The sequence below is a fragment of the Haloterrigena turkmenica DSM 5511 genome (assembly GCF_000025325.1).
Lineage (GTDB): Archaea > Halobacteriota > Halobacteria > Halobacteriales > Natrialbaceae > Haloterrigena > Haloterrigena turkmenica.
Genome location: NC_013743.1, coordinates 3,060,089 through 3,084,902, shown reverse-complemented (window position 1 = coordinate 3,084,902; position 24,814 = coordinate 3,060,089). Strand labels below are relative to the sequence as shown.

Below are 24,814 nucleotides of genomic sequence, written 5' to 3'. Positions count from 1 at the left end.
CTCGCGACGGGCCACCGAACGGAGACGGCTCTCGTTACGGCTCGTCGACGTACCGTTCGTATCGCGGCGAAAAGCGGACCGCACCGTCTCGAGGCGCCGACCGGGCGCTCAGTTCGTCGTGATGACCTCGATCACGTCGCGGGACTCGACTTCGTAGTCCTTGCCGAGCTGGCGGTTCGTCCGGCAGTCGATGGCGTGGAGGAAGCCGTCGCCGATGTCGGAGTGGAGGCTGTACGCGAAGTCCTCGGCCGTCGAGTTCGGCGGGATCAGGTAGCAGTCGGGCAACACCTCACCCCGTTCGTTGCCCAGCCCGTTCGCGCCGCCGGGGAACACCGGTACGACGCCTAACACGTCGAACAGCGCGGTCTCGAGGGCCGCCTGGACGCCCGTCGCGCCGTACTCGGAGAGGAAGTCCCGGATCTGCTCTAGGCCCTGTTCCTGGTCGCCCGAAATATCGCCCGTGATCTCGAAGTCGGCGTCGCCGGGGCGGTAGTCGACGACGTCGGCCTTGTCCGCCGACTTCAGCGCCTTCTCGGCGTGGGCGCTGCAGGGGACGATCGTCAGGTGGTCGTACTCGGGATCGTTCGTGATCTCCTCGTAGTTTTCCTGTGCCTCGGGCGTGTCCATCTTGTTCGCCGCGATGACCATCGGCTTGGTCTCCGTGCGGATCTCGCGCGCGAGTTCGAGTTTGTCCTCGTCGTCCCACTCGGCGGGGTCGAAGCCGACGTCGATCCGGCGGATGAGCCGCTTGATCTCGTCCTCGTTCGTCTTGAACGCGCTCATCTGCTCGGCGAGCTCTTCCTCGATGGCGTCCTCCTCGGTGGTATACCCGGACTCGTACCGGTTGATCCCCTTCTCCAAGACGTCAAGATACCACTGATCGAGTTCCTCCTCCAAGAAGGCGATGTCCTTCCGCGGGTCGTGGTCCTCAGTGGGTTCGCCCTCGAGGTCGGTCTGTCCCGAGAAGTCGACGACGTGGACGAGCACGTCGGTCTCGTTCAGGTCGCTGAGGAACTGGTTGCCGAGGCCCGCGCCCTCGTGGGCGCCGGGAATGAGACCGGCGACGTCGACGAGTTTCGTCGGGACGAACCGGGTCCCGTGGTCGCAGTAGCCGACGTTGGGGGTACACTCCTCGTCGAACTCGGGGGCCGCACAGTCGACGCGGACGTAGGCCTCGCCCACGCTGGGGTCGATGGTCGTGAACGGGTACGCGCCCTCGGGCACGTCGTTCATCGTGGCCGCATTGAAGAAGGAGGACTTGCCGACGGAAGGTTTGCCGACGAGTCCGATCCGGTAACTCGTACTCATTACCCGACCCTGGCGTGGCCGCCCTAAACGGGTTTCTGTCTGGGTTCGCAGTGGTATGCGATCTCTTGTCTCACCGCGGTCGCTCCGTGCTCGAGGGCTCTTCTCGCCGGCGAAACCGGCCGTTCAGAACCTGCACTCCACGACGTTACTTTGATGTGAGCGGTTCCCGGAACGGGGATAATGGATCGACGGGTGCGATTCGTTTCGGCGAGCGGTCCGCGACGGACGATCGCGGCGTTGGGCGGATTGTACGTCGCACTGGCGCTCTCACTGGCGGTCGTTCTCCTGCTGGGGAACGCGGACGGTTCCGAAGTCGTCGGGCGGTTCGTGATGGTCGCCGCTCCGGGACTCGCGTTACTGGTCGGTAGCCGTCGAGTGCGAGAGATGGACCTCCATCCCGACGCGGCGCCGCGGATCGTGATCTGGACGGCCGGTGGAATCGGCGTCATGAGCGCCGTCGTAGTGATGATGGAGCTGATCTCGCCCAGCGGCGTGGACAATCCCGCCTTCGCCGTCCCGCTCGCGACGGCGCTCGGGAGTCTCGGCGGATTCGCCGTCGGCGTTCACGACGCGCGGGTCAAAACGCGGGAACGCGAACTCGAGGAGACCGTCGAGCGGCTACGGACGTCGAACGAGCGCCTCGAGGAGTTCGCGTACGCCGCCAGCCACGACCTCCAGGAGCCCCTACGGATGGTCTCGAGCTACCTCATGTTACTGGACCAGCGGTACGCCGACGACTTGGACGAGGACGCCCGGGAGTACATCGACTTCGCGGTCGACGGCGCCGACCGGATGCGCGCGATGATCGACAGCCTGCTCGAGTACTCGCGCGTGACCCGCGGCGACCCGCTCGAGTCGACCGACGCCGACGCGGTGCTCGAGGACGTCCGTACCGACCTCCAGTTGCGCATCGAGGAGACCGACGCGACGATCACCGCCGACGATCTGCCGACGGTCCTCGCGGACGCGGACCAGCTCGCGCAGGTGTTCCGAAACCTCCTCGCGAACGCGCTCGAGTACAGCGGCGACGAACCGCCGCGGATTCACGTCGGGGCCGAGCGAACGGGCGACGAGTGGCGGTTTTCGGTCGCCGACGAGGGGATCGGAATCGAGCCCGAGTACCACGAACGGATCTTCAGCGTGTTCGAGCAACTCCACGCCGGCGAGGAGGTCTCGAGCGAGGCCGGTGGGATCGGGCTAGCGCTCTGTGAGCGCATCGTCGAGCGCCACGGTGGCGAGATCTGGGTCGAGTCGGATCTCGACGCGGGCGCTACGTTTCACTTCACACTACCCGCTGTCGAGGACCGCGAGGATCAGCGACCGAACACGGCAGCTCGGGGTCCCGCTCGCGGCTAGTCAGACGTGCGTCGGCGGTTCGACCGCCGTCTCGACGTCGAGTTCGGCCGCGACGTCGGCCAGCAGATCGCCCTTGACCTCCGCGCTCCGCCAGCCGATCTCGGCGACCAGCGGCGGCTCGAACTCCGAGCGGATCGTCTCGAGTCGCGCTTCCTCCGTCTCGACGCGCTCGCGGAGGTAGCGCGCGCCGCGACCGTTCTCGTCGGGGTCGGGCGACGGCGTGAGTTTGTTGGCGACCAGCCCGCGGACCGCGAACCCCTTCTCCCTGAGGTCGTCGATCGATCGACGGGTCTCGTTCAGCGAGAGCTCGTCCGGATTCAGGACGAGGAAGAAGGCGGCGTCGTCGTGGAGCGCGGACCCGGCGAACTCGAAGAACGCCTTGCGCTCCTCGAGCCGTCGGAGGACGGGATCACCGTCCATCACGCGCCGCGGTTCGTTGTTGCCGACCGCGGCCTTCTCGAAGAGATCGATGCTCGTCCGGCGCTTGTACATCAGCCGGTCGATCCACTCCTCGAGCAGGTCGGGGAGGCCGAGCAGCCGCAGGGTGCTCCCCGAGGGCGCGGTGTCGAAGACGACTCGGTCGTAGTCGTCCGCGTCGCGCATCACGTCGACGAACCGGTCGAACAGCGCCGACTCGTAGGCGCCCGGCGTCCCGTGGGCCATCTCGAGTTGCCGGTTGATCTCGTTGACCATCGATGCCGACACCTGTTCCGAGAGATTCTGGCGGATCTCGTCCAAGTGGCGCGTGACCTCGTCCTCGGGATCGATTTGCATCGCGTCGAGGCCGTCGATCCCCTCGACCGACCGCGGTGAGTCGTCGAAGGACTGATCGAACACGTCGGTGACGGAGTGGGCCGGGTCGGTCGAGACGACGAGCGTCCGGTGGCCGTCGCGGGCGCACTTGAGCCCGTAGGCGCACGAGACGGTCGTCTTGCCGACGCCGCCCTTGCCGCCGAAGAAGACGAACGGTTCCATTAGAAGTGGTACTGCTGGCCCTTGCGTTCGAGATACGTTCCGCGGTCCCAGAGCCGTCGCTCCCACGATTCGAACTCGTCCTCGAGGTAGGGCAGCAGCTCGGCGGTGTAGTACGAGACCGGCGACGGGATGCCGAAGGCGTCCGGGAAACACGCCAGCATGAACGCGTCCTCGGCGTCCTCGGCCTCCTTCTCGATCTTCTCGTAGGCCGGGTGCGAGATCATGCCGTGATAGAGCCCTCGCAGCCACTCCTCGAGCGTCTGCCGGAACGATTCGATCCGATCGGCCAGATCCATGTGCGTCCCTCCGTATCCAACGGTGAAAACTGTCGTGGCTCGCTTTCAAGGCGCTCCGATCCCAGTGTCCGGATATGGGGACGATGACGGACACGAACACGGACTCCGACGACCGGATCCCCGTAACGATCCTCTCCGGGAGCCTGGGGGCCGGAAAGACGACGCTACTCAACCACCTGCTCTCGAACGCCGGCGAGCGAACGCTCGCGGTGCTGGTCAACGACATGGGCGAGGTCAACGTCGACGCTGAACTCGTCGCCGAGGGCTCGGAACTGGAACTCGACGACGGCGTCGCGGAGCTCTCGAACGGCTGTATCTGCTGTGAGCTGCAGGACGACCTCGAGACCGCCGTGGTCAGGCTGGCTCGCGACCGCTCGTTCGATCACCTCGTCGTCGAGTCGTCGGGTATCTCCGAGCCCGCGCCCGTCGCGCGGCTGTTCACGACCGAGTCCCGCGTCGCCGCCCGCTACGACGTCGACACGCTCGTGACTGTCCTCGACACGCCCGCCTTCCTCGAGGCGTTCGCCGGTGAGGGGACGCCCGAACGGCGCGGCGACGAGGGCGACCGGCCGCTGTCGGACCTGCTCGTCGAACAGGTCGAGGTCTCGAACGTCGTGCTGCTCAACAAGGCGGATCTGTGTAGCGAGGCGGAACTCGCGGAGGCCGAGGACCTCGTCCGCGCGCTCCAGCCCGACGCCGAGACGATCCGCACCGAGTTCTCCGCGGTCGATCCCGACCGACTGCTCGGCGCGGACCGCTTCGAGCCCGACCGGGTGAACGATCTCCCAGGCTGGAAGCGCGCGCTGGACGACACAGACGGACCGTCCGATCGCGACCACGGCGACGGCGGTCACGACCACAGCGGCCACAACCACCCCGACGAAGTCTACGGCGTTTCGTCGTTCGTCTACCGACAGCGGCGGCCGTTCCACCCCGAACGGTTCGCGGCGTTCCTCCGGGACCTGCCGCAGTCGATCGTCCGCGCGAAGGGGACCGCCTGGATCGCCGACAACGAGATGCGCGTCGCGATCGCGCAGGCGGGACCGTCGATCAGGGCCACCGCACAGGGCCCCTGGATCGCGAGCCTGCCCGCGGTCGAGCGCGACATGTATCGGTCGAACCGCCCCGACCTCGAGTGGCACGACGAACACGGCGACCGGCGGACCGAACTCGTGTTCATCGGCACCGATTACGACGAGTCGGCCCTGCGGGCCACGCTCGACGACGCGCTGGTGACCGACGCGGAGTGGGAGACCGGTCACGACGGCCCCTTCCCCGACGAGCAGGGCGCGGAGTCGGTCGTCCGCGAGCCCTGATTCGCTTCTCACCGGACGGCCGTCAGCACGCGCAGTCGCCGCCGGTCGCCCGCTCGAAGCGCATCTCCGCGCCGCAGTCGGGGCAAGTGGGCTCCCCCTCGAGTTCGACGTCCCGGATTCGGACGCCGCAGTCGTCACACCAGTAGGCGCCCGACGAGCCGTCCGTCGGACGACGGTTCGGTGCGGGCGATGCGAGTGCGTCCTTCAGTGAATCGACGAGCCCCATGCGCGACTATTCGTCGGCGACGCCAATAATGTTGTGCGAATGTGGCACACACTCATGGACGGCGAAAACCAGCAGAGACTCGAGGCCGGCGCGAACCGACCCGCACTCGCGTCGGTGCCGCTCGAGGAGCGGCCGGGACTACTCGGGGATCAGTGGAATGGCGAGGACGACGACGAGGGCCGCCAGAATCGGGATCAGATAGAACAGGCGCTCGGCGCGGACCGCGGCCGGCACTTCCCTCGCGAGTTCCGGCCGCGCGGTCCACACCTGCCGGTGATAGGCGGCGACGGTGGCGACGGCGAATAGGACCGTCGAGGCGGCGATCGCCACCTCGAGCGACAGTCCCAGCGCCTGTCCGTACAGCGGTCCGAACGAGAGCGAGATCATGAAGGTGAGGCCCACGACGACGACGAACGGCACCGGATCGACGTGCGAGCCGTGGCGGTTACGGAGTCGCATACGGTGCGTTCGCGGTCGAGAAATATAGACCTGTATCGTTGGGATCGGCACCGCCGAATCGGCAGTGATCCGGACGTCCGGTCCCGGGTTCGGCACCGACGGCCCCGACCCGGAGACGGCCCGACGGCCCGATGGCTCGGGACGGCGAAGGTATAAGTGACGGTACCGATCTCTCCCTGTATGAGCGATAGCGACTCCGAACGGGAGGGGTTCGAGGCGGGCGCGGCGGGATCGCAGGGCGATCCCCGCGTGCTGATCGCGATGAACGCGGTCCTGTCGACGCTGTTCGCGTGGACGATCGTCTGGGGGCTGTCGTTTCTGGGCGTCCTCGAGTTCGGGCTCATCAACGTCGCCACGGCCGCGATCGTGCTGTTCGCGATGACGTATCTCGTGACGATGAGCTGAGTTCGGTTTCGGTGCCGGTCCCGGCCCAGGCTCGATTCTCGCTCCAGATATCGGCCCCGGTGACCGCTCTACCGACCGTAGATGAGTCGCCGACCGACGTCGTTGATGCGGTCGGTCACGCGACTCGCCCAGGCGCCCGGCGAGACGCGTCGGAGCGTCTCATCGTCGACCTCAATGGCGCTCTCGCCGAACGGGTCACGGTTCGGTTCGTCCTCGCTCTCGCCCTCTCCGTCGTTGGACGAGGCGACGTCGACGACCGTCGACATCGAACAGCGGCCACAGGCCTCGGTTTTCTTGCCTCCCATGGGAATCTCTCGCAAGAGACTACGTCTCCGCCGGCTAAAAGCTGCCGCCTGAATCGGTAGCACCGGCGACTCGAGAGTCGCCGACGCCGCTCTCACCGACGATTATTTGATACCCCGACGGTAACCGGTGGTATGGGAATTCGGACCACGGATCGGCGCGAGACCGAACCGGCGTCGAACCGGACGCAACCGCGATCCACGGACCCGCGATGAGCGAGAAGGTACGACCGGAGGAGCTTCCGGCAGAGATCCGCGAGGCGGTGCCCGACTGGGACGACGAGTACCTCGACCGGGTCTCCGATCGGTTGATGTACAACTACGACCTCGAGAAGGACCGCTCGGTCAGCGGCGAGCGCTGGGACCTCTACGGGGAGATGCGCGTGCGCAGTCAGAAGCAGTTCTTCCACCCGGCGCTTTCCTACGCCGACCACGAGGCCGAGGAGTACCTCTTCGCCCGGCGCGAGTCGCGGCCGACGGTCGCGGCCCTCGAACGCCTCGTTGATTTCGGCCACGACCTCGCCGACGAGCGCGTCGTCCCCAACGAGGAACACTTCGGGACGGACTTCACGTTCGTCCTCGTCGCCGACGAGCTCCCCGACGACGTCCGCGAGTTCGTCGATGGCTTCCGCGACCGAACGCTGCTGAAGTTCGGCTATCACGGCCACTACGAGGTGAACCTCGTCGTCGTGGTTCCCGACGCCGAAGACCACGTCGCCAGCGAGGCCGCCGACGTCGCCGAAGCGTTCACCCTATGGGACGAGGTCAGCGAGCCCGACGAGGGATTCCTCTCGCAGTTCGCGAAACGGTTCTGGAAGTAGGTGACGGCCCCGTCGGTACCGACCAGTCGATCGCTCTCGCGTCGGTGAAAAAACGGAAACGAAACGGCAGGTTCTAGTCGTCGCTGGGTTCCGCTGCGGGCGTCTCGGGTCCGCTCCGGACGCTCTGGATGTTCTTGTACCCCAGCCTGACGAGCGCGAGCGCCAGTCCGATGAGGACGAGTCCGAGCACCATCTGGACGCCCGACGAGATCACCGCACTGGTCGATCCCGCCCCGCCCTGAATTAGGTTCGTGTACAGGTTCTCGTAGAACACCAGCCACGACAGGCCGAGCACGGTGATCGTGACCATGATCGCCATCGGGACGCCGGTGGAGACGAGCTGTTTGTTGTCGTCCCAGTTAGCCAGCCAGACGGTCGCGGTGAGCAGCGCCAGCGCCGCGAGCAGCTGGTTCGCACCGCCGAACAGTGCCCAGAGCGTCACCCACTGGCCGGAGACGACGAGCGCGTACGCGAGAACGCACTGCACGATCGGATTCGTGTACCGACCGCGTGCGATCGAGCGCGCGTCGAGATTCAGTCCCGTATCGGTCCTCCCCGCGGGGGTTCCGACGATCTCTTCCATCATGTATCGACCGAGACGAACGGCCGTGTCAGTCGACGTGAGGAGGAAGCTACAGAGGACTAGCGCCATGAAGACGGCGCCGACGGTCTCGGAGATACCGAGGCTCGTCAGGATGATGCCGCCCCCTTCCGCGAAGTTGGGGAGCGCAGCGCCGATCCCACCGGCGGGGTCGGCGAAGCCGGCGACCGCGAGCGTCGAGAGTGCGACCGCCGCGAGGAGCCCTTCGCCGAGCATCCCACCGTACCCGATCAGTCGGGCGTCGGTCTCCTTGTCGAGCTGTTTCGCGGTGGTCCCCGACGAGACCAGCGAGTGGAAGCCGCTGATCGTCCCGCACGCGATCGTGATGAACAGCAGCGGGAACAGCGGCAGGAAGACGGCGTCGACACCCCAGAACCCTTCGAACGCGCCGATGGAGCTGTCGATGACGAGCGATTGGGACGACGTGCCGAGTATCGTCCCAACGATGATCGCGACGATCGCGCCGCCGACCCCGCTGTACAGCAGGAACGACGACAGGTAGTCGCGCGGCTGGAGCAACACCCACACCGGCAGTGCGCTCGCGACCGCCGCGTAGAGCATGACGATCGGGATCCACCCCGCGGTGTTCCCACCGAGTGCGCCGGCGCCGGGCACCCAACTCCCGTCACCGCCGAGCAGGACGATCGTCCCGGCCGGGTAGTCGCCGGCGAACAGCGCCAGCGGGTACTGAAGCCCGACCCAGACGGCCGCGAAGACCCCCGCGACGAACAGTACCGTCCCGGGAATGAACGGGCCGTTGAACTGGTACAGGTAGACGCCGAAGACCAGCGCCAGCGCGATGTAGAGCAGCGACGCCGTGACGACCTGCGGATACGCGTTGAAGACGATTCCGACGACCAGCGCGAACACCGCCACGACGAGGATGATCGTCAGGAACGCGAACCACAGTAGCATGTTCTTCCCGCTCTCTCCGACGTACTCGCCGATCATGTAGCCGATCGACTTCCCCTCGTGGCGGAGACTGCCCGACAGCGAGACGAAGTCGTGGACCGCACCCATCAGCGGATTCCCGATCGCGATCCACAGCAGCGCCGGCACCCATCCCCACACGGCACCGGCCGTGATCGGTCCCACGATCGGGGCCCCACCCGCGATGCTCGAGTAGTGATGCCCCAACAGGACCGGTTTCTTCGACGGCACGTACTCCTGCCCGTCTTCGTACTTGTGCGCCGGCGTTTCCGCCTCTTTATCGAGTTCGACGAACTGCGTGAGATACCGCGAGTATCCCACGTAGCCGGCGGTGAACGTCACCAGTACTGCCGCGATGATCCAGATTACTTGTGTCATGGTACCTCTAGGCAAATCGAGGGGGACGGATAACCTTAATTGTTGTTTGTCTTTATTGGGGGACGTTGACTGTCTTTTTCAAATCTTAAACCCGATATCATGACTGATTATTGACATTACATGAGGATCGAATACACCGAATCGGGTCAGTTCGTCGGCCGTAGTCTCGGAAATATCCCCTCGAAACGATGGACCTACGCTAACTGATACCCGGCAGATGATTCCGCGAGTGGACGCCGGTGACGCCGATCGACCGTGACCGGTCACCGGACCGAGGACCGTCCGGCGCCTCCGCTGGTTCCGGTCCGTGCCACGAACTCCCGCGACCGGTTCCGGAAACCAGTATACCTATCACCGACCGGTACTGACGGGCGTCCATGAAGGTCGGCGCACACGTATCCATCTCCGGCTCGCGCGTCTCCTCCGACGACGAAACGCCGCCGTACGACGATCTCCGCAACGCGGTCCACCGCCAGCGCGCGTTCGGCGGCAACTGCGGGCAGATCTTCACCACCTCGCCGCAGGTCTGGGCCCAGCCCGAGATCAGCGACGAGGCCGCCGACGGCTTCCGCGAGGAATCGGACGAGCGACTCGAGGGACCGTGGGTGATCCACTCGGCGTATCTGGTCAATCTCTGTACCCCGAAGGACGACCTCCGGCGCAAGTCAAAGGAGAGCATGCAGGCGGAACTCGACGCCGCCGCGCAGTTGGGAATCCCCTACGTCAACGTCCACCTCGGCGCGCATACGGGCGCGGGCGTCGAAGGCGGCCTCGACAACGCGGCGAGTCTCATCGACGAACTCGAGGTCCCCGAGGACGTCCAGATCCTCATCGAGTCCGACGCCGGCAGCGGGACCAAGCTGGGCGGCGAATTCTCCCACCTCGCAGGGATCATCGACCGCACCGAGACCGACATCGGCATCTGCATCGACACCGCCCACACGCTCGTCGCCGGTAACGACCTCACGACGCCCGAAGCGGTCGACGAAACCGTCGGGCGGTTCGACGACGAGGTCGGCCTCGAGTACCTCGAGTACATCCATCTCAACGACTCGAAACACGACGTCGGCACCCACAAGGACGAACACGCGCTCATCGGCGAGGGCTACATCGGCGAGGACGGGATGAAAGCGATCGTGAACCATCCCGATCTGCGGGACCTGCCGTTCGCGCTCGAGACGCCGACGGAAGACGGGAAAGGCTTCGCGTGGAACATCGAGAAGGTAAAAGAGCTGCGAGACGCGTAAGTGTCTCGAGAATGCGAGCGGCGAGCGAAGCGAGCCGTGAGCTGAGCGATTCGAACGAGTGAAACGAGTGCGAATCGCGGGAAAGTGAGCGGCGTAGCCGCGAACTTCGAGACGCGTAAGCGTCTTGGATTGGCGAACGGGAATCTCGTTCTCATGAACGGCGAGCGAAGCGAGCCGTAAACTACGAGCGGAGACGTGTAGTACAGGCGATCTGCAAATCGGTCCTCGCCATTCGGCGCGCCGACGTAGCTGAGACTGCCGTTTAAAACGATAGGTCTCGACTCTATCGACCAGTACCGCCAATCAAACCGTGATGGTCACCAGCGAGTCGAAAATCGACCCGTTTTTACTCGAGACCGTCCTACGACGGCCCGTGCGCGAGTTCTCCGAGGACTACCTGCGCCGGACCCGCGAGGGGATGTGGGACGACTCCCGCGAGGCCCTCGAGCTGCTGGCCCTCGAGTCCCGCCAGCGAATTCTGGACGTCGGCTGCGGGACTGGCGAGCTGAGCCGCGTTCTGCGCGAGGAGGCGCCCGACGACGCCACCGTCGTCGGCTGCGACGCCGACCGCGAGTTGCTCGAGATCGCGGCCGATCACGACGACCCCGTCCCCGCCGTCGCCGGCGACGCCCTGCGCCTCCCGTTCTCGGACGACGGCTTCGACCTCGTGGTCTGTCAGGCGCTGTTGATCAACCTGCCCGATCCCGCGGCCGCCGTCGCGGAGTTCGCCCGCGTCTCGACGGACCTCGTCGCGGCCGTCGAACCGAACAACGCCACCGTCGAGATCGACTCGAGCGTCGACCGCGAGGGCCGCCTCGAGCGGCGGGCCCGCAGCGCCTACCTCGACGGCGTCGCGACGGACGTCGCGCTCGGTGCCGACGCTCGGACGGCGTTCGAGGACGCGGGCCTCGAGGTCTGCGAGACGCGCCGGTACGATCACGTCCGGACGGTCGAACCGCCCTACAGCGAGATGGCGCTGGTCGCGGCCCGGCGGAAGGCGACCGGGGCGGGGCTGGCCGACGACCGCGAGACGATGCTCTCGGGGGCGCTCACCGAGGCGGAGTACGACGACCTCCGGGGCGCGTGGCGCGAGATGGGACGGGACGTGATCGAGCAGATGGAAGCCCGCGAGTACCGCCGCGAGGAGTCGGTGCCGTTTTTCGTCACGGTCGGTCGCATCCCCTGATCGGCCTCGAGAAAGGGTGATACTGCCAGAACGTCCCGTCCGTACCGGCCGCACTTAGCGGTCCGATCGAACGATGATCTGATCCTTTACCGTCTCGATGCGATCGACGGGGACCCACAGTCGGTCGTCGTCGGACCGCTCGGACGCCGGCCTCGGGGAGCCGTCGCCGGGGTCGACGACGAGGTCGAGCAGCGCGCCGGACTCGGGGTCCATGGTCACGGTGTGGAGCCGACCGAAGACCTTTCCGTCCGTTCTGACGACGCGTTTTCCGCCCAGGTCTCGTGCGAATATCTCGCTCATACATGTCCGGCCCACGTCCCATCGGAAATGATTTCGGTTGCGCCTCACTCGAAGCGCCTCGGATCGCGGTCGGCGACGGGTTACATGTAATCGCAGCGCTAATAGTCCGCCATGGCCGCGATCGAACTCGAGGGGCTCACCAAGGACTACGGCGAGGTGCTGGCTAACGACGACGTCACGTTTTCCGTCGAGCGCGGCGAGATCTTCGGCTACCTCGGGCCAAACGGGGCCGGCAAGACCACGACGATCCGGACGCTGCTGGGCCTGCTCGCGCCGACGGCGGGAACGGCCCGCGTGCTCGGCCGCGACGTCACCGACGAGGACGCTCTGATCGAGGCCAAACGGCGACTGGGCTATCTGCCGGACGCTCCCGCGTTCGACGAGACTGCGACGGGTCGGGAGGTCCTCGAGTTCCACGCCGCGATCAAAGGCGACGAGCGCAGCGAGGCGTTACTCGAGTTGTTCGAACCGCCGCTGAACCGGCCGATTCGGGACTACTCCCACGGCAACGTCCGCAAACTCGGGCTCGTGACGACGTTCATGCACGACCCGGAGCTGGTGATCTTGGACGAGCCGACGAGCGGTCTCGACCCGCTGATTCAACACCGCTTCGCCGAGTTCCTCCGCGAGGAACGCGAGCGCGGCGTCACGGTGTTCTTTTCCTCGCACGTGCTGAGCGAGGTCCGGCGGCTCTGTGACCGCGTCGGGATCATCCGGAACGGACGCCTCGTGACGGTCGAACCCGTCGAATCGCTGCTCGACCGCAGCGGGAAGGTCGTCCGACTGCGCGCCGCGGCCTCGATCCCCCGCGAGGCGCTCGCGATCGACGGCGTCCACGACCTCGAGACGAGCGTCGTTCGCGGCGGCGACGCCGACGATGCCGACGACGCGACGACGGCGGTCACCGAGTGCGCGTTCACCTTCACCGGCGACGTCAACTCCTTGCTCGCCCACTTGCGTGAGTACCGCTTACTCGACCTGTCGATCGAGGAGGCGCCCCTCGAGGACGTCTTTATGCGGTTCTACGGCGACGGCGAAGAAGCCGCCGAATCCGCGTCGCAACCGGCGTTGTCCGAGCGGACGGGGGACGATTGAGATGCTCGAAATCGCTCGGTATGACGGTCGGCAGCGGCTCAAGGGAAGCCTCTACCTCTCGCTTGCCATGTCGCTGCTGGCGGTCACCGTCGTCTGGATCTACCCCTCCTTCAGCGGCTCGTTCGACGACGTCGACGAGGAGTTCCTGCAGGCCTACCCCGAGGGGGTCATCCAGCTGTTCGACATCCGGACGATGGCCTCCCTCGAGGGGTTTCTTGCCTTCGAACTCTACGTTTTCGGCTGGACGATCCTGCTGGGGCTCTACTTGGCCTATCTGGGGGCCGGGACGATCGCCGACGACGTCGAGCGCGGGCGGATGGACATCCTGCTCTCGATGCCGATCTCGCGAGCCCGGACCGTCGCGGAGAAGTTCGCCTCGCTGGCCGTCCCGATTATCGTCGTCAATGTCGTCACTCCGATTGTCGTCTTCGTCGCCGCGACGCTGGTCGGCGAGCCGATTTCGGCCGCGGACCTGGTGGCGCTGCACGCCCTCTCGGTGCCGTACCTCTTCGCCTGCGGGGCCATCGGGCTGGTCGCCTCCGTCGCCGTCGACCGCGTCGGTATCGCCCAGCGGCTCGCCCTCGGGATCACGTTCGGGCTGTTCATGCTCGAGTCCCTCCTGACCGGCACCGACTACGAGGCGGTCGGCGCCGTCGCCCCCATGCGGTACTTCGATCCCAACGCCGTGTTGCTCGAGAGTTCGATCGATCCCGTCCACGCCGGAATCCTGATCGCGATGACCGCCATCCTCGTCATCGCCAGTCAGCGCTGGTTCGAACGAAGCGACATTGCTTCGTAAGACGCCTCCCTTCGCTGTTCAGTATCGGTCACACGTCTATAGGCATTCGATACATTCATAAATATATGTATTAATATGGTGGTTATTTTTTATGGTCTCACGACGTACACTTCTTGCGGGCGCAACTACCTCGATGACGTTCTCTCCATCTGGATGCGTCTCCGCAGTTTTATCGAATGATGATTCAATTCTCAACTGTATTGAGATTGTTAGTGCGAGTAGCACGCCTCATACGGTTCATCTACGGATTGACTACGAGGGCGAGGAAGTGCTTTCTGACTCGTATCATATCGATGGTAGTCGAGAAAACGGCCCGCATCAGCACCGATGGATCACACAAGATTGGCCAGCTGATCCAGGACACTTCCGCGTTCATACGCGCATGGAGTCTCATTCAGAGTGGGTGACAATTGATTGCGAGGAAGAATCCGAAAGCAGTGCCTATCACATCGCGTATTGGATTGGGTCTGATGGCAATGGAATCCCCCATTGGGAAACGGCTGATATTGATACCCGTGAACAACAGTGTAACTCCTCTCTACATGCTGGCAGCATAATGATAGGAAATAATGCAGCTCGTGCCCCCTGGTCTTCCACCTCTTTTTGACGGGACGATGATCGGTTAGTACGCCCTCGAGTCAGCGATTAGGTCAGCGACCTCATTCCCAAAAAGTGGGGTGTGGAGCGGTTGCCAAGTCGATTTCTACTCCAGTCGCTCGAGGACCTCGCTGCCCTCGAGGTAGGCGAAGCCGTGTCGGTCGGCGTAGGCGCGGGCGTCGACGGGCGTCATCGCCTCGCCGGTCTCGTCGTCGAGCATCTCGCAGACGACGACGGCCGACGGGAGGTCGGCGGCCTCGGCCAGCGCGACGCCGAGTTCGGTGTGACCCTCCCGTTGGGCGAGCAGGTCGGGCGCGGCCTTCAGCAGGTGGACGTGGCCGGGAACGCGGAACTCGGTGGCGAAATCGGTCTCGGCGGGCGCGGCGGCGGCCTTGCCAAGCGCCCGGATCGTCGTCGAGCGGTCGTTGTCCGTGATCCCGGTGTAGGTATCCCGGTGATTGACCGTCAGCGAGAACGACGAGCGTTCGTCGTAGCCGAGTTCGTGGTCGCCCGTCGCGGGGTGGTCGACTTCCTCACCGTAGAAGGGCAGGTCGAACGCCTCGGCGACCTCGTGGCCGAGCGCGACACAGACCAGCCCGCCTGCGTCGTTGCGCAGGCGAGCGACGGCCTCGGGCGTGACCGCGTCGGCGTGGTAGATCAGGTCCGTCTCGCCCTCGCGATCGGCCGCGTCGTGGACCAACACGGGCTCGCCGGCCCGCAGCGACTCGAGGGCGGTGTCGACGGCGTCGGCCGTCGCGGCCCGGCCGGTGCCGCCGTCGGCGCTCGCGTTCGGCTCGCCGTCCGCGGTCGATCGCGGCCCGGCGTGGTGGCCAGTCATTCGCGACCACCCACGTAGACGACGACGTGATCGTCGTCCTCGAGGCCGAGTTCCTCGCGGAGCTTGTCCGGGGCGATGACCTCGAGCTGGTCCTCGTCGTGGTGAGTCCGCTCGGGCGCGATGATGTGTGCGGTCTCGTACCGTTGGCCGTCGGCCGTCTCGATCGTCGCGGGGTGGCAGACCGCGGGGCCGTAGGTGCGGTCGTCGTCCTCCCAGCCGTCGATCGGTACGGGCTCGAGCGACGACATGGCGCCGCGCCGACGGACGCTATCGTCGCGCAGGTCGACGTTCAGCGTGCCGGGGAACGGCTCGTAGCCGAGTCGCTCCTCGAACTGGCGCTGGTAGCCCGGCAGGGAGATGTAGTGGCGGCCCTCGCCCATGCCGCTGGTGACGGTGCCGTCGAGTTCGATCTCCGAGTCCGTCTCGAAGATGCGACGGTAATCCTCGTACTCGGCGTGGAGCGCGTGTTCGCCGTCGTCGGTGATCGCCACCCACTGGCCGTCGCTGACCGTATCGCGCTCGAGCAGGCCCGCGCTCTCGAGGCGCTGGAGCCGGCGCGAGGCAGTCTGGTTCGACGCCTCGAGTCGATCCGCGAGGTGAGAACAGGAAATCTTCACGTCGCCCTCGAGTCCTCCCTCGAGCGCGAGCAGTTTGAGCACGGCGAGTTCGTCGTGCCCGACGGCGGACTCCGCTGAGACTGACATACCCGTGCCTACGGGTGGATTCCCTAAAAGCATACCGAATGTGGCATGCGTACCAAAACTGTGATGGCGTCGTCGAGCGTTTATCGCGTGTCTCCCAATTCCGTGCCCGGCGCAAAAAGCCACCGGTCCGCTCGGAGTACGCGTCGTCCGCTCGCGGTATCGGTTCGATTTCGTCGACTGACTCATACCGTCGAAATTCATGGGCTCGATGGAGCGACGACGTTCCTTGCACAATGCAAGCCGTCCGGTTTTACCGCGGTCTGTTGAGCGTTTAGCCGTACTTGCATGAAGCGTCTCGTCGAGGCCCTGTTCGGACTGGTCGCACTAACGGGCCTCCCGTACCTGATCTACCTGGGAGCGTACTATCTCCGGCGGCCGTCGGGCACGCCGGCGAACACGCGGTCCCGTGAACCGTCGGTGAGCATCGTATTGCCGACGTACAACGAGGCCGCCATCGTCGAATCGAAACTCGAGGAACTGGTCGAACTCGACTACCCGATAGCGAAGGTCGAGGTCGTCGTCGTCGACTCGAGCGATGACGGGACGGCCGAGCTGGTCGAGACCTTCTTCGCGGGCCGTCCGGAGCCGGAACTGACGCTCATCCGCGAGGACGAGCGGCGCGGGCTCGCGACCGCGCTGAACGAAGCCTACGCCGCCGCGGAGAACGAAGTCGTCGTCAAGACCGACTGCGACTCTCGACTGGCGCCCGACGCCGTCCGGAAGGCGGTCGCGAACCTCGCTGATCCCGACGTCGAGGCGGTGACCGGCCGCAACGCCGACGTCATCGGCGGCAGCGAGGTCGAACAGAGCTACCGGGACATCCAGACGATGATCCAGATCCTCGAGTCCCACATCGACTCGACGCTGATCTTCCACGGACCGTTCTCGGCGTTCGAGCGCGACGCCATCGTCCCGATCGACGAGGACTCGATCGCCGACGACACCGAACTCGCCCTGAAGATTCGACGTAACGGCGGCCGCGTCGTCTTCGATCCCGACATCCACTACAAGGAGGCCGCCCACTCCGAGTTCTCGAAGCGCCGCGAGCAGAAGGACCGCCGTGCGATGGGGCTGTTACGCCTGCTCTGGCGCCAGCGCGATTCCCTCGGCCGCCACGGCAACTACGGCCGCGTCGTCCTGCCCTTCAACTGGTGGTTCATGATCGTCTCGCCGTGGCTCGTCGGCGCCGGCCTCGCGCTGGCGACCCTCGGCTCGCTGGCGGTCCTCGGCCCCGCCGGGCTGCTCACGCCCGCCGGCGTCCTCGCCTTCACGGCGCTCGGCTCGCGGGACGCCCTCGGACCCCTCCAGCCGCTGTACTCGCTGTTCGATACCCAAGTTTCGCTGCTGCGTGCCAGCGTCTCCCTCATCCGCGCCCGTGCCGACGGCGACGAGGAGACCCACGACGGCACCTGGTCGACCGACGACGAACTCCGGGAGGTGTTACAGTGACCGACGCCGACACCAGCACCGACGCGGACGTCGCCATCCTCCACGACCGGTTCCCCGGCATCGGCGGCGGCGAGGAGTTCGCCATCGAGGCCGCGCGCGTCCTCGAGGCGCCGATCTACACGACCTACGTCGCCGAGGGAACCGAGATCCCCGACGACGTCGAGGTGATCCCGTTCCAGCAGGCGAAGTACACCTCGCTGCCGTGGCGCCCGTTCCTCGAGTGGAAAAATGAGGGGATGAACCCCCTCGAGACGCTCAACGTGGCGCTGGACATGACCGACGCCCACCCCGCGTTGACGGAGTACGACGTGATCCTCGAGAGCGCGCCGCTCTCGAAGTACTACGTCCCCGAGGTGGGCCAGCGGATCGTCCACTACCCGCACAGTCCGCCGCGGTGGCTGTACGACCTCTATCGGGACCGACTCTCCGGGTTCGACGCCCCGTTCGTCCAGACCGGGATCAAGGCCTACGCCAAGGGCTGGCGGGCGCTGGACAAGGAGGCCAACGACTACGTCGATCGGTTCGTCGCGAACAGCGAACTCGTCCGCGACCGGATCCGGCGGTTCTACGACCGCGACGCGACGGTCGTCTACCCGCCGGTGACCGGCGATTGGCGCAACGAGGGCGACGACGGCTACTTCGTCACTTGGTCCCGGCTCGCCCCCGAGAAGCGGATCGACACGATCGCGAAGGCCTTCGCGGGGCTCGACGAACGGCTCGTGATCGCCGGCGACGGCGAGCAACGCGAGGCCCTCGAGGCGTTCGCCGAAAACTACGACAACATCGAGGTCCGGGGCTACGTCGAGGACATCGAGTCGCTGGTCGCCCGTGCCACCGCGGTCGTCTACGCCCCCAAGCAGGAGGACTTCGGCCTCGTCGGGGCCGAGGCCATGATGGCCGGCAAACCCCTGCTCGGCGTGAACGAGGGCTTTACGTGCTATCAGGTGCAGGGCGGCCGGACGGGACTGCTCTTCGAGCCGACCGTCGAGTCGATCCGCGAGACGGTCCGCCAGTTCGACCCCGACGACTTCGACTCGACCGAGATCCGCGCGGAAGCCAGACGCTACGAGTACGACCGCTTCGCGGCCGGGCTGCGCGAGGTCGTCGCAGAGACGGCGGCGACCGAGATCGACGTGCCGGTACCGGAGCTAGCGTCGGAGCCGGTCAGTGAATCCGAATCAGACCGTGCAGCCGACATCCAACGCGCCAAACAGCGACGCGACGAAGAGCGTACCGAGGGGGTGGCCGATCAGTGACGGCGAGCGCGACCGCTCGCGATCGGGGTGACTCGAGGGAACGGACGGACGCCGACTCCGCACGGTCTCGGGGATCGAAACCCGGCGATCGCTGTCTCCTCTACCAGAACAGCGACGCCCACCCCGCACACCGAGTGTTCGCCGACGCCGTCGGCGCCGATCGACGCCACTTCGAGACCGGCGCTCGTCCGTCCGAATCGGACGGCAACACCGAGCGGATCGTCGACCGGGTTCGGACCGCCGCGACGCTCCCCGCGTACGACACCGTCATCGCGGAGGGAAGTGCGCCGCTCCAGACCGGGCTCGTGTACAAACTGCGCCACCCGGAAACGACGCTCGTCTACCTCGCCGCGGACGAGACCTTTTACACCCTCTCCGAGCGGCCGACACGCTACCTCTGGCGGGGCCTCGAGCCGCTCTCGAGGCGGCTGCTGGACGGCGTGATCGCGGTCGGCAGGGACGTCTACGACTGGGCGCGACCGTACCTCGGCGATCACCCGGTCGCTTACGTCCGGCCGCCGATCAGCGACGCGAAGTACGAACGGCTCGCGTCGCTCTCGCCGAATTCGCCACAGGACCCGTTCACGATCCTCTCGGCCGGCGAAGCCAAACCGGCCAACGGCTACGATCGACTGGCTCGAGCGGTCGGACGATTCGCCCGCGCCGTCGACGCCGACGTGCGACTGGTCGTCCTCGGCGAGGGACACGAGGCGGAAGGGTACGCGGACAGATCCCACGTCCTCGCGCCCGGCTTCGTCGACCTCGATACCTTCGCCGACTGGTTCGGCCGCGCGAGCGTCTACGTCCAGTCTTCCCGGGGCGACGCGTTCCCCGTCGCCGCACTCGAGGGGATCCTCTCGGGCACGCCGACGCTGGTCACCGAGGCGACCGGCGTCCGGGAGCTCCTGCCCGCCCGACAGGTCGTTCCACCGACCGAAGAGGGACTGCTCGAGGGGCTGCAGGACGTCTTCGAGCGGTCGCCGGCCGAACGGGAGGCGACCGCGAGCGAGCAGCGCGACCTCGTCGCCGATCTGACCGAATCGAATCAGGGCGAACGCTTCAGCGCCGCACTCGAGGAGTTCGCATGACCGAAAATCGTCGACCGAATATCGTCGTCCTCTGTCTCGACACCGTCAGGAAGGACGTCTACGACCGATTCGCGACCCGCCTCCGGGAGCGGGCGGCCGTCCGTTTCGAGGGGATGCGGGCGCTCGGCGGCTGGAGCGTTCCGAGCCACGCCGGGATGCTGACGGGCACCGTCCCGTCGGAAACGGGTGTCCACGCCCACCAGCGGCGGTTCGACCCGATCGACCCCGAGGACACCTGGATCGCGCCCCTCGAGGGGCAGGGGTACGAGTCGGTCTGCGTCACGTCGAACATCTACGCCAGCCCCGTCTTCGGGTTCGACCGCTTCTTCGATCGGACGGTTCCCATCTCGCCGAGCCGCAGACTCCCGGAGGGGATGGACGTTCAAGAACACATCTCCGATCGGTCGGCCGAGGGCGTGGAAGCGTACGCCGATTTCGTGCGCGAGGCCCTCGAGCACGACCACCCGCTGCGCTCGCTGGCCAACGGCGTCCTGCTCAAACTGGACGACGTGAGCCGGAAGCTGCCGATCGAGAAGCCGACCGACTTCGGGGGGCGAGCGATCGCCCGCACCCTCGAGCGCGAGGTCGCCGAGCCCGACGGGCCGGTCGTCGCCTTCGCTAACGTTATGGACGCCCACGGCCCCCACACCGCCTTCCGCGGGCTCGATGACTCGATCCACGGCGTCTCCGCGGACTTCCACTCGAGTTCGTTTCGCGACTCGGACGTCAACGTCGTGGACGGACTCGGTGCGTACGAATCGGACATCGAGCGCGTCCGCCGGCTCTACGCCGCGACGGTCGACTACCTCGACCGGGTCGTTACCGACCTCCTGGACGCGTTAGCCCGCGAGGACGACCGCGAGTCGATTCTGATCGTGACGGCCGACCACGGCGAGAACCTCGGCTACGAGTCCGACGGTTACCTCATGAACCACATGAGCAGCCTCTCGGAAGGGCTGTTACACGTCCCGTTCGACATCGTGGCCACCGACGACAGCGCCCTCGAGCTCGCGGTCGACGATACTACCCGTCCCGTCGACGTCGACGGGCTCGCCTCCCACGCCGACCTCGGCGACGCGGTCCGGTCGCTCGCGGGCGAGGAGCCGTTCGATCCGTTCGCCCTCGAGCGTGAGCGTGCTCGCGCCGAGATCGTCGGCTCCGGCTCCGGCATCCCGGAGGGCGGGGACGAATCGTACTGGGACCGCGGCCAGCGGGTCGTCTACGAGGACGACCGGAAGTACTACCGCGATCAGCTCGGCGACGAGGCCGTCTACGACGTCTCCGGACCGCCGTCGAAACAGGTCGAACTGCCCGACGAGACGGTGCCGGACGGGCTCTTCGAGTCCGCCTTCGGCGACTGGATCACCGACGAAGAGCGCGACGGCCGGGACCACGCCGAGGAGGTCGACGCGGCGAGTCGCGCCCGGCTGGAGGATCTGGGATACCTATGAGCGCGAGGTCGCGTCGCGCTTCGAACGGAGGTTACGAACCAAGCACATGACGGACACTACCCTGCTAGTTACGGTCGATTCGCTCAGAACCGATCACGTCCAGTACATGCCGGAGACCCTGGCGTTTCTGGACGACACCCACGACGCCGCGTTCGCCACGAGCACCGCAACGCCCGGCAGCTTCCCGGCGATCATCGGCGGGGAGTATCCGGCCGGCAACGGCCTCGAGGAAGCGGCCAGCGTCGCCCACGAGTTCGACGCTCCCAGCGTCGGGATCACGACGAACCACCTGCTCTCTCAGGAGTACGGCTACGCGGCCGGGTTCGACTCGTTCACGTCGCCGAAGGGCGGCGGCGAGTCGCTGAAGGACAAGGGTGCGATCTTGCTCGAGCGCGGCTCGCTTCCCTACAAGGTCGCCAGCTGGGGCTACAACCGCTACCAGCAGCTTCGGAGCTACGTCGAGGAGACCGAGAAGTCGTTCAGACCCGCGGACGCTGTCGTAGACCAATTTCTGCGCGAGGTCGACGACCGCGAGGAGTGGTTCGGCTGGCTGCACTTCATGGAGCCCCACCACCCGTACGACCCCGACGGTGCGAACATCGACCGCGCGACGGCCCAGCGGGTCACCCGCCGCGTCCTCTCGGATCGGGGCTCCGAGGAGGACGAAGCCCTCGTACGGGACCTCTACCGACAGGAGATCGCCGAACTCGACGCGGCCCTCGAGGCCCTCTGGAACGCGATCCCCGACGAGACGCGGGTCGTCTTCTGTGGCGACCACGGCGAGTTACTCGGCGAGGACGGACTGTGGGGCCACCCCGGCGAGATGCGCCCCGAACTGCTGAACGTCCCGTTCGGGACGCGAAACGCCCCCGACGTCGGCGAGGTCGTCTCCCTGATCGACGTGCCGACGATCCTGACCGGCGCCGAACACCGTCAGGGGACGCTCGATCGCGACACCGCGTTCGCGGCCTACGGAGACCGAAAGGCAGCGATGACCGCCGACCGCATCGCGACCGAAGACGGCGTGTATCGGCTCGAGGACGGCGAACCGGTCGACGACCCCGATCTCGAGCGCGAACTCGATCGGTTCGATCCCGCCTACGTCGTCAAGGAAGAGGCGCTGCAGGAAGACCTGGAGGATCTGGGCTACGCATGACGGTCGTCGTACTGGCGCTCGACGCGCTCGATGCCGGACTGATCAACCACTTCGATCTCGACGCGTTTCGTCTCGAGTCGGGCGGCGAGATCGAGACGTTCGCGAACACCCAGGACGTCCCGTACACGCCGGAGGTCTGGGCGACCGTCGCGACCGGGCTCGAGCCCGCCGAACACGGGATCACCGGTGGCGGCACGAGCGAGTGGCAAAACCCCGCACTCGATCTCGCCTCGACGGTCACCGGCCACCTCGACGAGTCGACGCGGGGGACGCTCGGCAAACTCGTGCGGTCCCGAACCGGCACGCGCGAGCGCATCGGCGAGACGGACCGCGAGTCGATGTTCGACGCCGACGACGCGGTCGTCCACAACTGGCCGGGCGTCCACGACGGCAAGCCCCTCCAGCGGGCCTGGGACCTGATGAACGCCGTCGCGGAGGGAATGCCACGCAGCGAATTCGAACGCGAGCTGTTCGGGCTCTGTGCCCAACAGTTCGGCTGGGCCCGCGAGATGCTCGCACATCCGGTCTCGATCGCCGGCGTCCACGTTCACACGCTGGACGCGGCGGGCCACGCCTACGCCGACGACGAGGCCGCACTGGGCCGCGCCTACGAACGCGTCGGCGAGTACGTCCAAGAGATCGTCGCCGCCCTCGGCGAGGACGACGAACTCCTCGTCGTCAGCGACCACGGCATGCGAACCGAGTTCTACCCGCCCGACGCCGGCGAGAAGCCGGCGAGCCACTCCTGGCGCGCGTACGCGAGTTCCACGGCGGACACGTATCCGAAATCGGTCTACGACGTGCGCCGATGGGTCGAGGAGCGCGCGGCGGCGTCCGGCGCGAGCGCGTCCGATGACGACGAGGGAATCGACATGCCGACCGAGCGCCTGCGCGAACTCGGCTATCTCGACTGATCGCTACATCGAACCTATCGGCGGTCGTTGTCGCGATTCGTGCGATCAACGAAGTACGTACGCAGTATGGCCGAGTCTGTCTCTCCTCGAACCGACTACTATGAGCGACGGTGGCGCGCGCTGACGGCTGACCGAGCGCTAGCGAGGGCAGCCGTTGATACTGCGCGAGGGATGAGCGACCACAGGGAGCGTTAGCGCGGAACCGACGGTTCCGCGAACCATGCGAACGGGTGCGTAGCGCCCGTGAGCAGAAATCGGCTGGGGAGGGTGTGGCGATCCCCTGCTGTCACGATAGCAAACTGCTCCTCGTCGCGTTTTCATGGTACCGCTTCCTAGCTTCTTTCCACGTCTGCGTAGCAGCTGCACCCGTTTGCAGACGGAATGGTCGTATTCAACCTCTGGCACCGGTTTCAGAGAGTTACGACTCCGAGTCCGGGATTTCTGAACAGGAGCAGGAGTTCGTGGTCGCCTCGAGACGTAACAGTAGCCGGCCAGAACATGAATCTGAGCGCTCGATTTGTTACCTACAGTTTCGGATGCAGCACTCGCATTGCTCATGACACACTTTTTACGCCATTGTATAGTCCCTGTCCGTATGGACCCGACCGATTTTCTCCAGAACGGGACAGTCAGCGTATCGGACGACACATATGCAGTCTGCCGGACCGATCACAATCATCCCGGTGCATTTGCGACCATCCAAGACGAGACGGAGACCACGGTGGTCGTCGAGCAGGATGATGTCAATACGGTCGATGCCAGTGAGATTGAGTCCGGGTGGAAGCGACTGACATTCGAGATGGATCTCCCGTTTGAACTCGTTGGCTTTCTGGCGGCGGTTGCATCAGCCCTTGCCGAAGTAGATGTTTCGGTGTTCGTCATCTCTACGTACTCAACCGATCACGTGTTTGTCAAGGAAGACGAGCTTGATGCTGCTGTCCTGCGGCTCGAAGATTTGGGATGTAACGTCACCGACTGACGACGATCGACAGTGAGATCCACGATACCTTAGACCGAACTCGTTCTCCGTCTTGTACGTCGATTGTGACAATGTTCAGAAATCCGGGTAGCAGCTCCGGTCAGTGTTTTCCCTGAACTGATCGCGGGAACCGAATGGAGACCGCCTGCAAGGAAGGAGGGATATCGACTGGCAACGGGAGGTAGATTTGAACTACGCCGTCGCCCTCACTCCGCTCGAGCGCTGCTCTGGTTCAAACGACCACCGTGCTATACCTGCCGCTCGCGAATTTGCTCGCGGCAGAAGTATAGCGGGAGGTAGATTTGAACTACCGGTCTGCGGGTTATGAGCCCGCCGGAATCTCCTGGCTATCCCATCCCGCTGTCCTCCACTCTCTGCTGGT

At 65.8% G+C, this 24,814-nt stretch carries 25 protein-coding genes and 1 tRNA gene; 15 read left to right on the top strand and 11 right to left on the bottom strand.

All coding sequences use genetic code 11. The annotated features are described in order from the left end of the window. Positions 1-108: 108 nt before the first annotated feature. Positions 109-1,308, bottom strand: coding sequence for a redox-regulated ATPase YchF (locus HTUR_RS14820; protein ID WP_012944132.1), 1,200 nt, complete (start codon positions 1,306-1,308; stop codon positions 109-111). A gap of 180 nt (positions 1,309-1,488) precedes the next feature. Here HTUR_RS14820 and HTUR_RS14815 point away from each other — a divergent pair, with 180 nt between their 5' ends. Then, positions 1,489-2,664, top strand: a complete 1,176-nt coding sequence (locus tag HTUR_RS14815) for an ATP-binding protein (protein WP_012944131.1) — start codon at positions 1,489-1,491, stop codon at positions 2,662-2,664. Here the strand turns inward: HTUR_RS14815 and HTUR_RS14810 are convergent, their stop codons facing one another. Both HTUR_RS14810 and HTUR_RS14805 read right to left on the bottom strand, forming a co-directional pair. Continuing rightward, complete coding sequence (locus HTUR_RS14810) at positions 2,665-3,639, bottom strand: ArsA family ATPase (RefSeq protein WP_012944130.1); 975 nt, start codon at positions 3,637-3,639, stop codon at positions 2,665-2,667. It abuts the gene before it with no gap. Continuing rightward, a complete protein-coding gene (locus HTUR_RS14805) occupies positions 3,639-3,935 on the bottom strand; it encodes a hypothetical protein (protein WP_012944129.1) in 297 nt (98 codons plus the stop codon). Before HTUR_RS14805 ends, HTUR_RS14810 begins: the two co-directional genes overlap by 1 nt. An 83-nt stretch (positions 3,936-4,018) precedes the next feature. Here HTUR_RS14805 and HTUR_RS14800 point away from each other — a divergent pair, with 83 nt between their 5' ends. Further along, the gene (locus HTUR_RS14800) at positions 4,019-5,251 is read left to right on the top strand and encodes a CobW family GTP-binding protein (protein WP_012944128.1); all 1,233 of its coding nucleotides are present in this window, start codon (positions 4,019-4,021) and stop codon (positions 5,249-5,251) included. Between the two features lie 22 nt (positions 5,252-5,273). Here the strand turns inward: HTUR_RS14800 and HTUR_RS14795 are convergent, their stop codons facing one another. Together HTUR_RS14795 and HTUR_RS14790 are read right to left on the bottom strand one after the other, a co-directional pair. Next, positions 5,274-5,477, bottom strand: coding sequence for a hypothetical protein (locus HTUR_RS14795; RefSeq protein ID WP_012944127.1), 204 nt, complete (start codon positions 5,475-5,477; stop codon positions 5,274-5,276). Positions 5,478-5,615: 138 nt separating this feature from the next. Beyond that, a complete protein-coding gene (locus HTUR_RS14790; RefSeq protein ID WP_012944126.1) occupies positions 5,616-5,936 on the bottom strand; it encodes a hypothetical protein in 321 nt (106 codons plus the stop codon). Positions 5,937-6,116: 180 nt separating this feature from the next. Here HTUR_RS14790 and HTUR_RS14785 point away from each other — a divergent pair, with 180 nt between their 5' ends. Continuing rightward, positions 6,117-6,341, top strand: a complete 225-nt coding sequence (locus HTUR_RS14785) for a hypothetical protein (RefSeq protein ID WP_012944125.1) — start codon at positions 6,117-6,119, stop codon at positions 6,339-6,341. Positions 6,342-6,409: 68 nt separating this feature from the next. Here HTUR_RS14785 and HTUR_RS14780 read toward each other — a convergent pair whose 3' ends face one another. Continuing rightward, positions 6,410-6,646 (bottom strand): hypothetical protein, encoded by a 237-nt coding sequence (locus HTUR_RS14780; RefSeq protein ID WP_012944124.1) that lies wholly within the window; start codon positions 6,644-6,646, stop codon positions 6,410-6,412. A gap of 209 nt (positions 6,647-6,855) precedes the next feature. Here HTUR_RS14780 and HTUR_RS14775 point away from each other — a divergent pair, with 209 nt between their 5' ends. Further along, complete coding sequence (locus tag HTUR_RS14775) at positions 6,856-7,464, top strand: hypothetical protein (protein ID WP_012944123.1); 609 nt, start codon at positions 6,856-6,858, stop codon at positions 7,462-7,464. A gap of 73 nt (positions 7,465-7,537) precedes the next feature. Here the strand turns inward: HTUR_RS14775 and HTUR_RS14770 are convergent, their stop codons facing one another. After that, positions 7,538-9,373, bottom strand: a complete 1,836-nt coding sequence (locus HTUR_RS14770) for a carbon starvation CstA family protein (protein WP_012944122.1) — start codon at positions 9,371-9,373, stop codon at positions 7,538-7,540. A 377-nt stretch (positions 9,374-9,750) separates the two neighbouring features. On the opposite strand from HTUR_RS14770, the gene HTUR_RS14765 reads away from it, so the two are divergent. Together HTUR_RS14765 and HTUR_RS14760 are read left to right on the top strand one after the other, a co-directional pair. Continuing rightward, the gene (locus HTUR_RS14765; RefSeq protein ID WP_012944121.1) at positions 9,751-10,620 is read left to right on the top strand and encodes a deoxyribonuclease IV; all 870 of its coding nucleotides are present in this window, start codon (positions 9,751-9,753) and stop codon (positions 10,618-10,620) included. Between the two features lie 373 nt (positions 10,621-10,993). After that, positions 10,994-11,806 (top strand): class I SAM-dependent methyltransferase, encoded by an 813-nt coding sequence (locus HTUR_RS14760; protein ID WP_049941913.1) that lies wholly within the window; start codon positions 10,994-10,996, stop codon positions 11,804-11,806. Between the two features lie 54 nt (positions 11,807-11,860). Here the strand turns inward: HTUR_RS14760 and HTUR_RS14755 are convergent, their stop codons facing one another. Further along, positions 11,861-12,106 (bottom strand): PRC-barrel domain-containing protein, encoded by a 246-nt coding sequence (locus tag HTUR_RS14755; protein ID WP_012944119.1) that lies wholly within the window; start codon positions 12,104-12,106, stop codon positions 11,861-11,863. A gap of 111 nt (positions 12,107-12,217) precedes the next feature. Between HTUR_RS14755 and HTUR_RS14750 the strand changes: the two genes are divergently transcribed. Together HTUR_RS14750 and HTUR_RS14745 are read left to right on the top strand one after the other, a co-directional pair. Continuing rightward, on the top strand, positions 12,218-13,201 hold the full coding sequence (locus tag HTUR_RS14750) for an ABC transporter ATP-binding protein (protein ID WP_012944118.1): 984 nt from the start codon (positions 12,218-12,220) through the stop codon (positions 13,199-13,201). A 1-nt stretch (position 13,202) separates the two neighbouring features. Beyond that, positions 13,203-14,000 carry an ABC transporter permease subunit gene (locus HTUR_RS14745; protein WP_012944117.1) on the top strand — a complete coding sequence of 266 codons (798 nt, stop codon included), beginning with the start codon at positions 13,203-13,205 and terminating at the stop codon, positions 13,998-14,000. A gap of 703 nt (positions 14,001-14,703) precedes the next feature. Here the strand turns inward: HTUR_RS14745 and ribB are convergent. Both ribB and HTUR_RS14730 read right to left on the bottom strand, forming a co-directional pair. Beyond that, positions 14,704-15,435: a 3,4-dihydroxy-2-butanone-4-phosphate synthase gene (gene ribB / locus HTUR_RS14735; protein WP_012944116.1), complete on the bottom strand. Its 732-nt coding sequence runs from the start codon at positions 15,433-15,435 to the stop codon at positions 14,704-14,706. Further along, complete coding sequence (locus HTUR_RS14730; protein WP_012944115.1) at positions 15,432-16,139, bottom strand: DUF120 domain-containing protein; 708 nt, start codon at positions 16,137-16,139, stop codon at positions 15,432-15,434. Before HTUR_RS14730 ends, ribB begins: the two co-directional genes overlap by 4 nt. 285 nt (positions 16,140-16,424) lie before the next feature. Between HTUR_RS14730 and HTUR_RS14725 the strand changes: the two genes are divergently transcribed. The 7 genes from HTUR_RS14725 to HTUR_RS14695 all read left to right on the top strand — a co-directional run bounded on the left by HTUR_RS14725 (position 16,425) and on the right by HTUR_RS14695 (position 24,432). Next, on the top strand, positions 16,425-17,588 hold the full coding sequence (locus HTUR_RS14725) for a glycosyltransferase (protein WP_012944114.1): 1,164 nt from the start codon (positions 16,425-16,427) through the stop codon (positions 17,586-17,588). Beyond that, complete coding sequence (locus tag HTUR_RS14720) at positions 17,585-18,844, top strand: glycosyltransferase (protein WP_012944113.1); 1,260 nt, start codon at positions 17,585-17,587, stop codon at positions 18,842-18,844. The genes HTUR_RS14725 and HTUR_RS14720 overlap by 4 nt, the downstream gene beginning before the upstream one ends. Beyond that, positions 18,841-19,932: a glycosyltransferase family 4 protein gene (locus HTUR_RS14715; RefSeq protein ID WP_012944112.1), complete on the top strand. Its 1,092-nt coding sequence runs from the start codon at positions 18,841-18,843 to the stop codon at positions 19,930-19,932. The genes HTUR_RS14720 and HTUR_RS14715 overlap by 4 nt, the downstream gene beginning before the upstream one ends. Next, positions 19,929-21,383 (top strand): sulfatase-like hydrolase/transferase, encoded by a 1,455-nt coding sequence (locus HTUR_RS14710; RefSeq protein ID WP_012944111.1) that lies wholly within the window; start codon positions 19,929-19,931, stop codon positions 21,381-21,383. The genes HTUR_RS14715 and HTUR_RS14710 overlap by 4 nt, the downstream gene beginning before the upstream one ends. Before the next feature lie 46 nt (positions 21,384-21,429). Then, positions 21,430-22,539: a sulfatase-like hydrolase/transferase gene (locus HTUR_RS14705; protein WP_012944110.1), complete on the top strand. Its 1,110-nt coding sequence runs from the start codon at positions 21,430-21,432 to the stop codon at positions 22,537-22,539. Further along, complete coding sequence (locus tag HTUR_RS14700; RefSeq protein ID WP_012944109.1) at positions 22,536-23,453, top strand: alkaline phosphatase family protein; 918 nt, start codon at positions 22,536-22,538, stop codon at positions 23,451-23,453. The genes HTUR_RS14705 and HTUR_RS14700 overlap by 4 nt, the downstream gene beginning before the upstream one ends. Before the next feature lie 595 nt (positions 23,454-24,048). Further along, positions 24,049-24,432, top strand: coding sequence for an ACT domain-containing protein (locus HTUR_RS14695; RefSeq protein WP_012944108.1), 384 nt, complete (start codon positions 24,049-24,051; stop codon positions 24,430-24,432). 287 nt (positions 24,433-24,719) lie between these two features. Here the strand turns inward: HTUR_RS14695 and HTUR_RS14690 are convergent. Next, positions 24,720-24,794: transfer RNA gene (locus HTUR_RS14690), tRNA-Met, on the bottom strand. Positions 24,795-24,814: the final 20 nt, after the last annotated feature.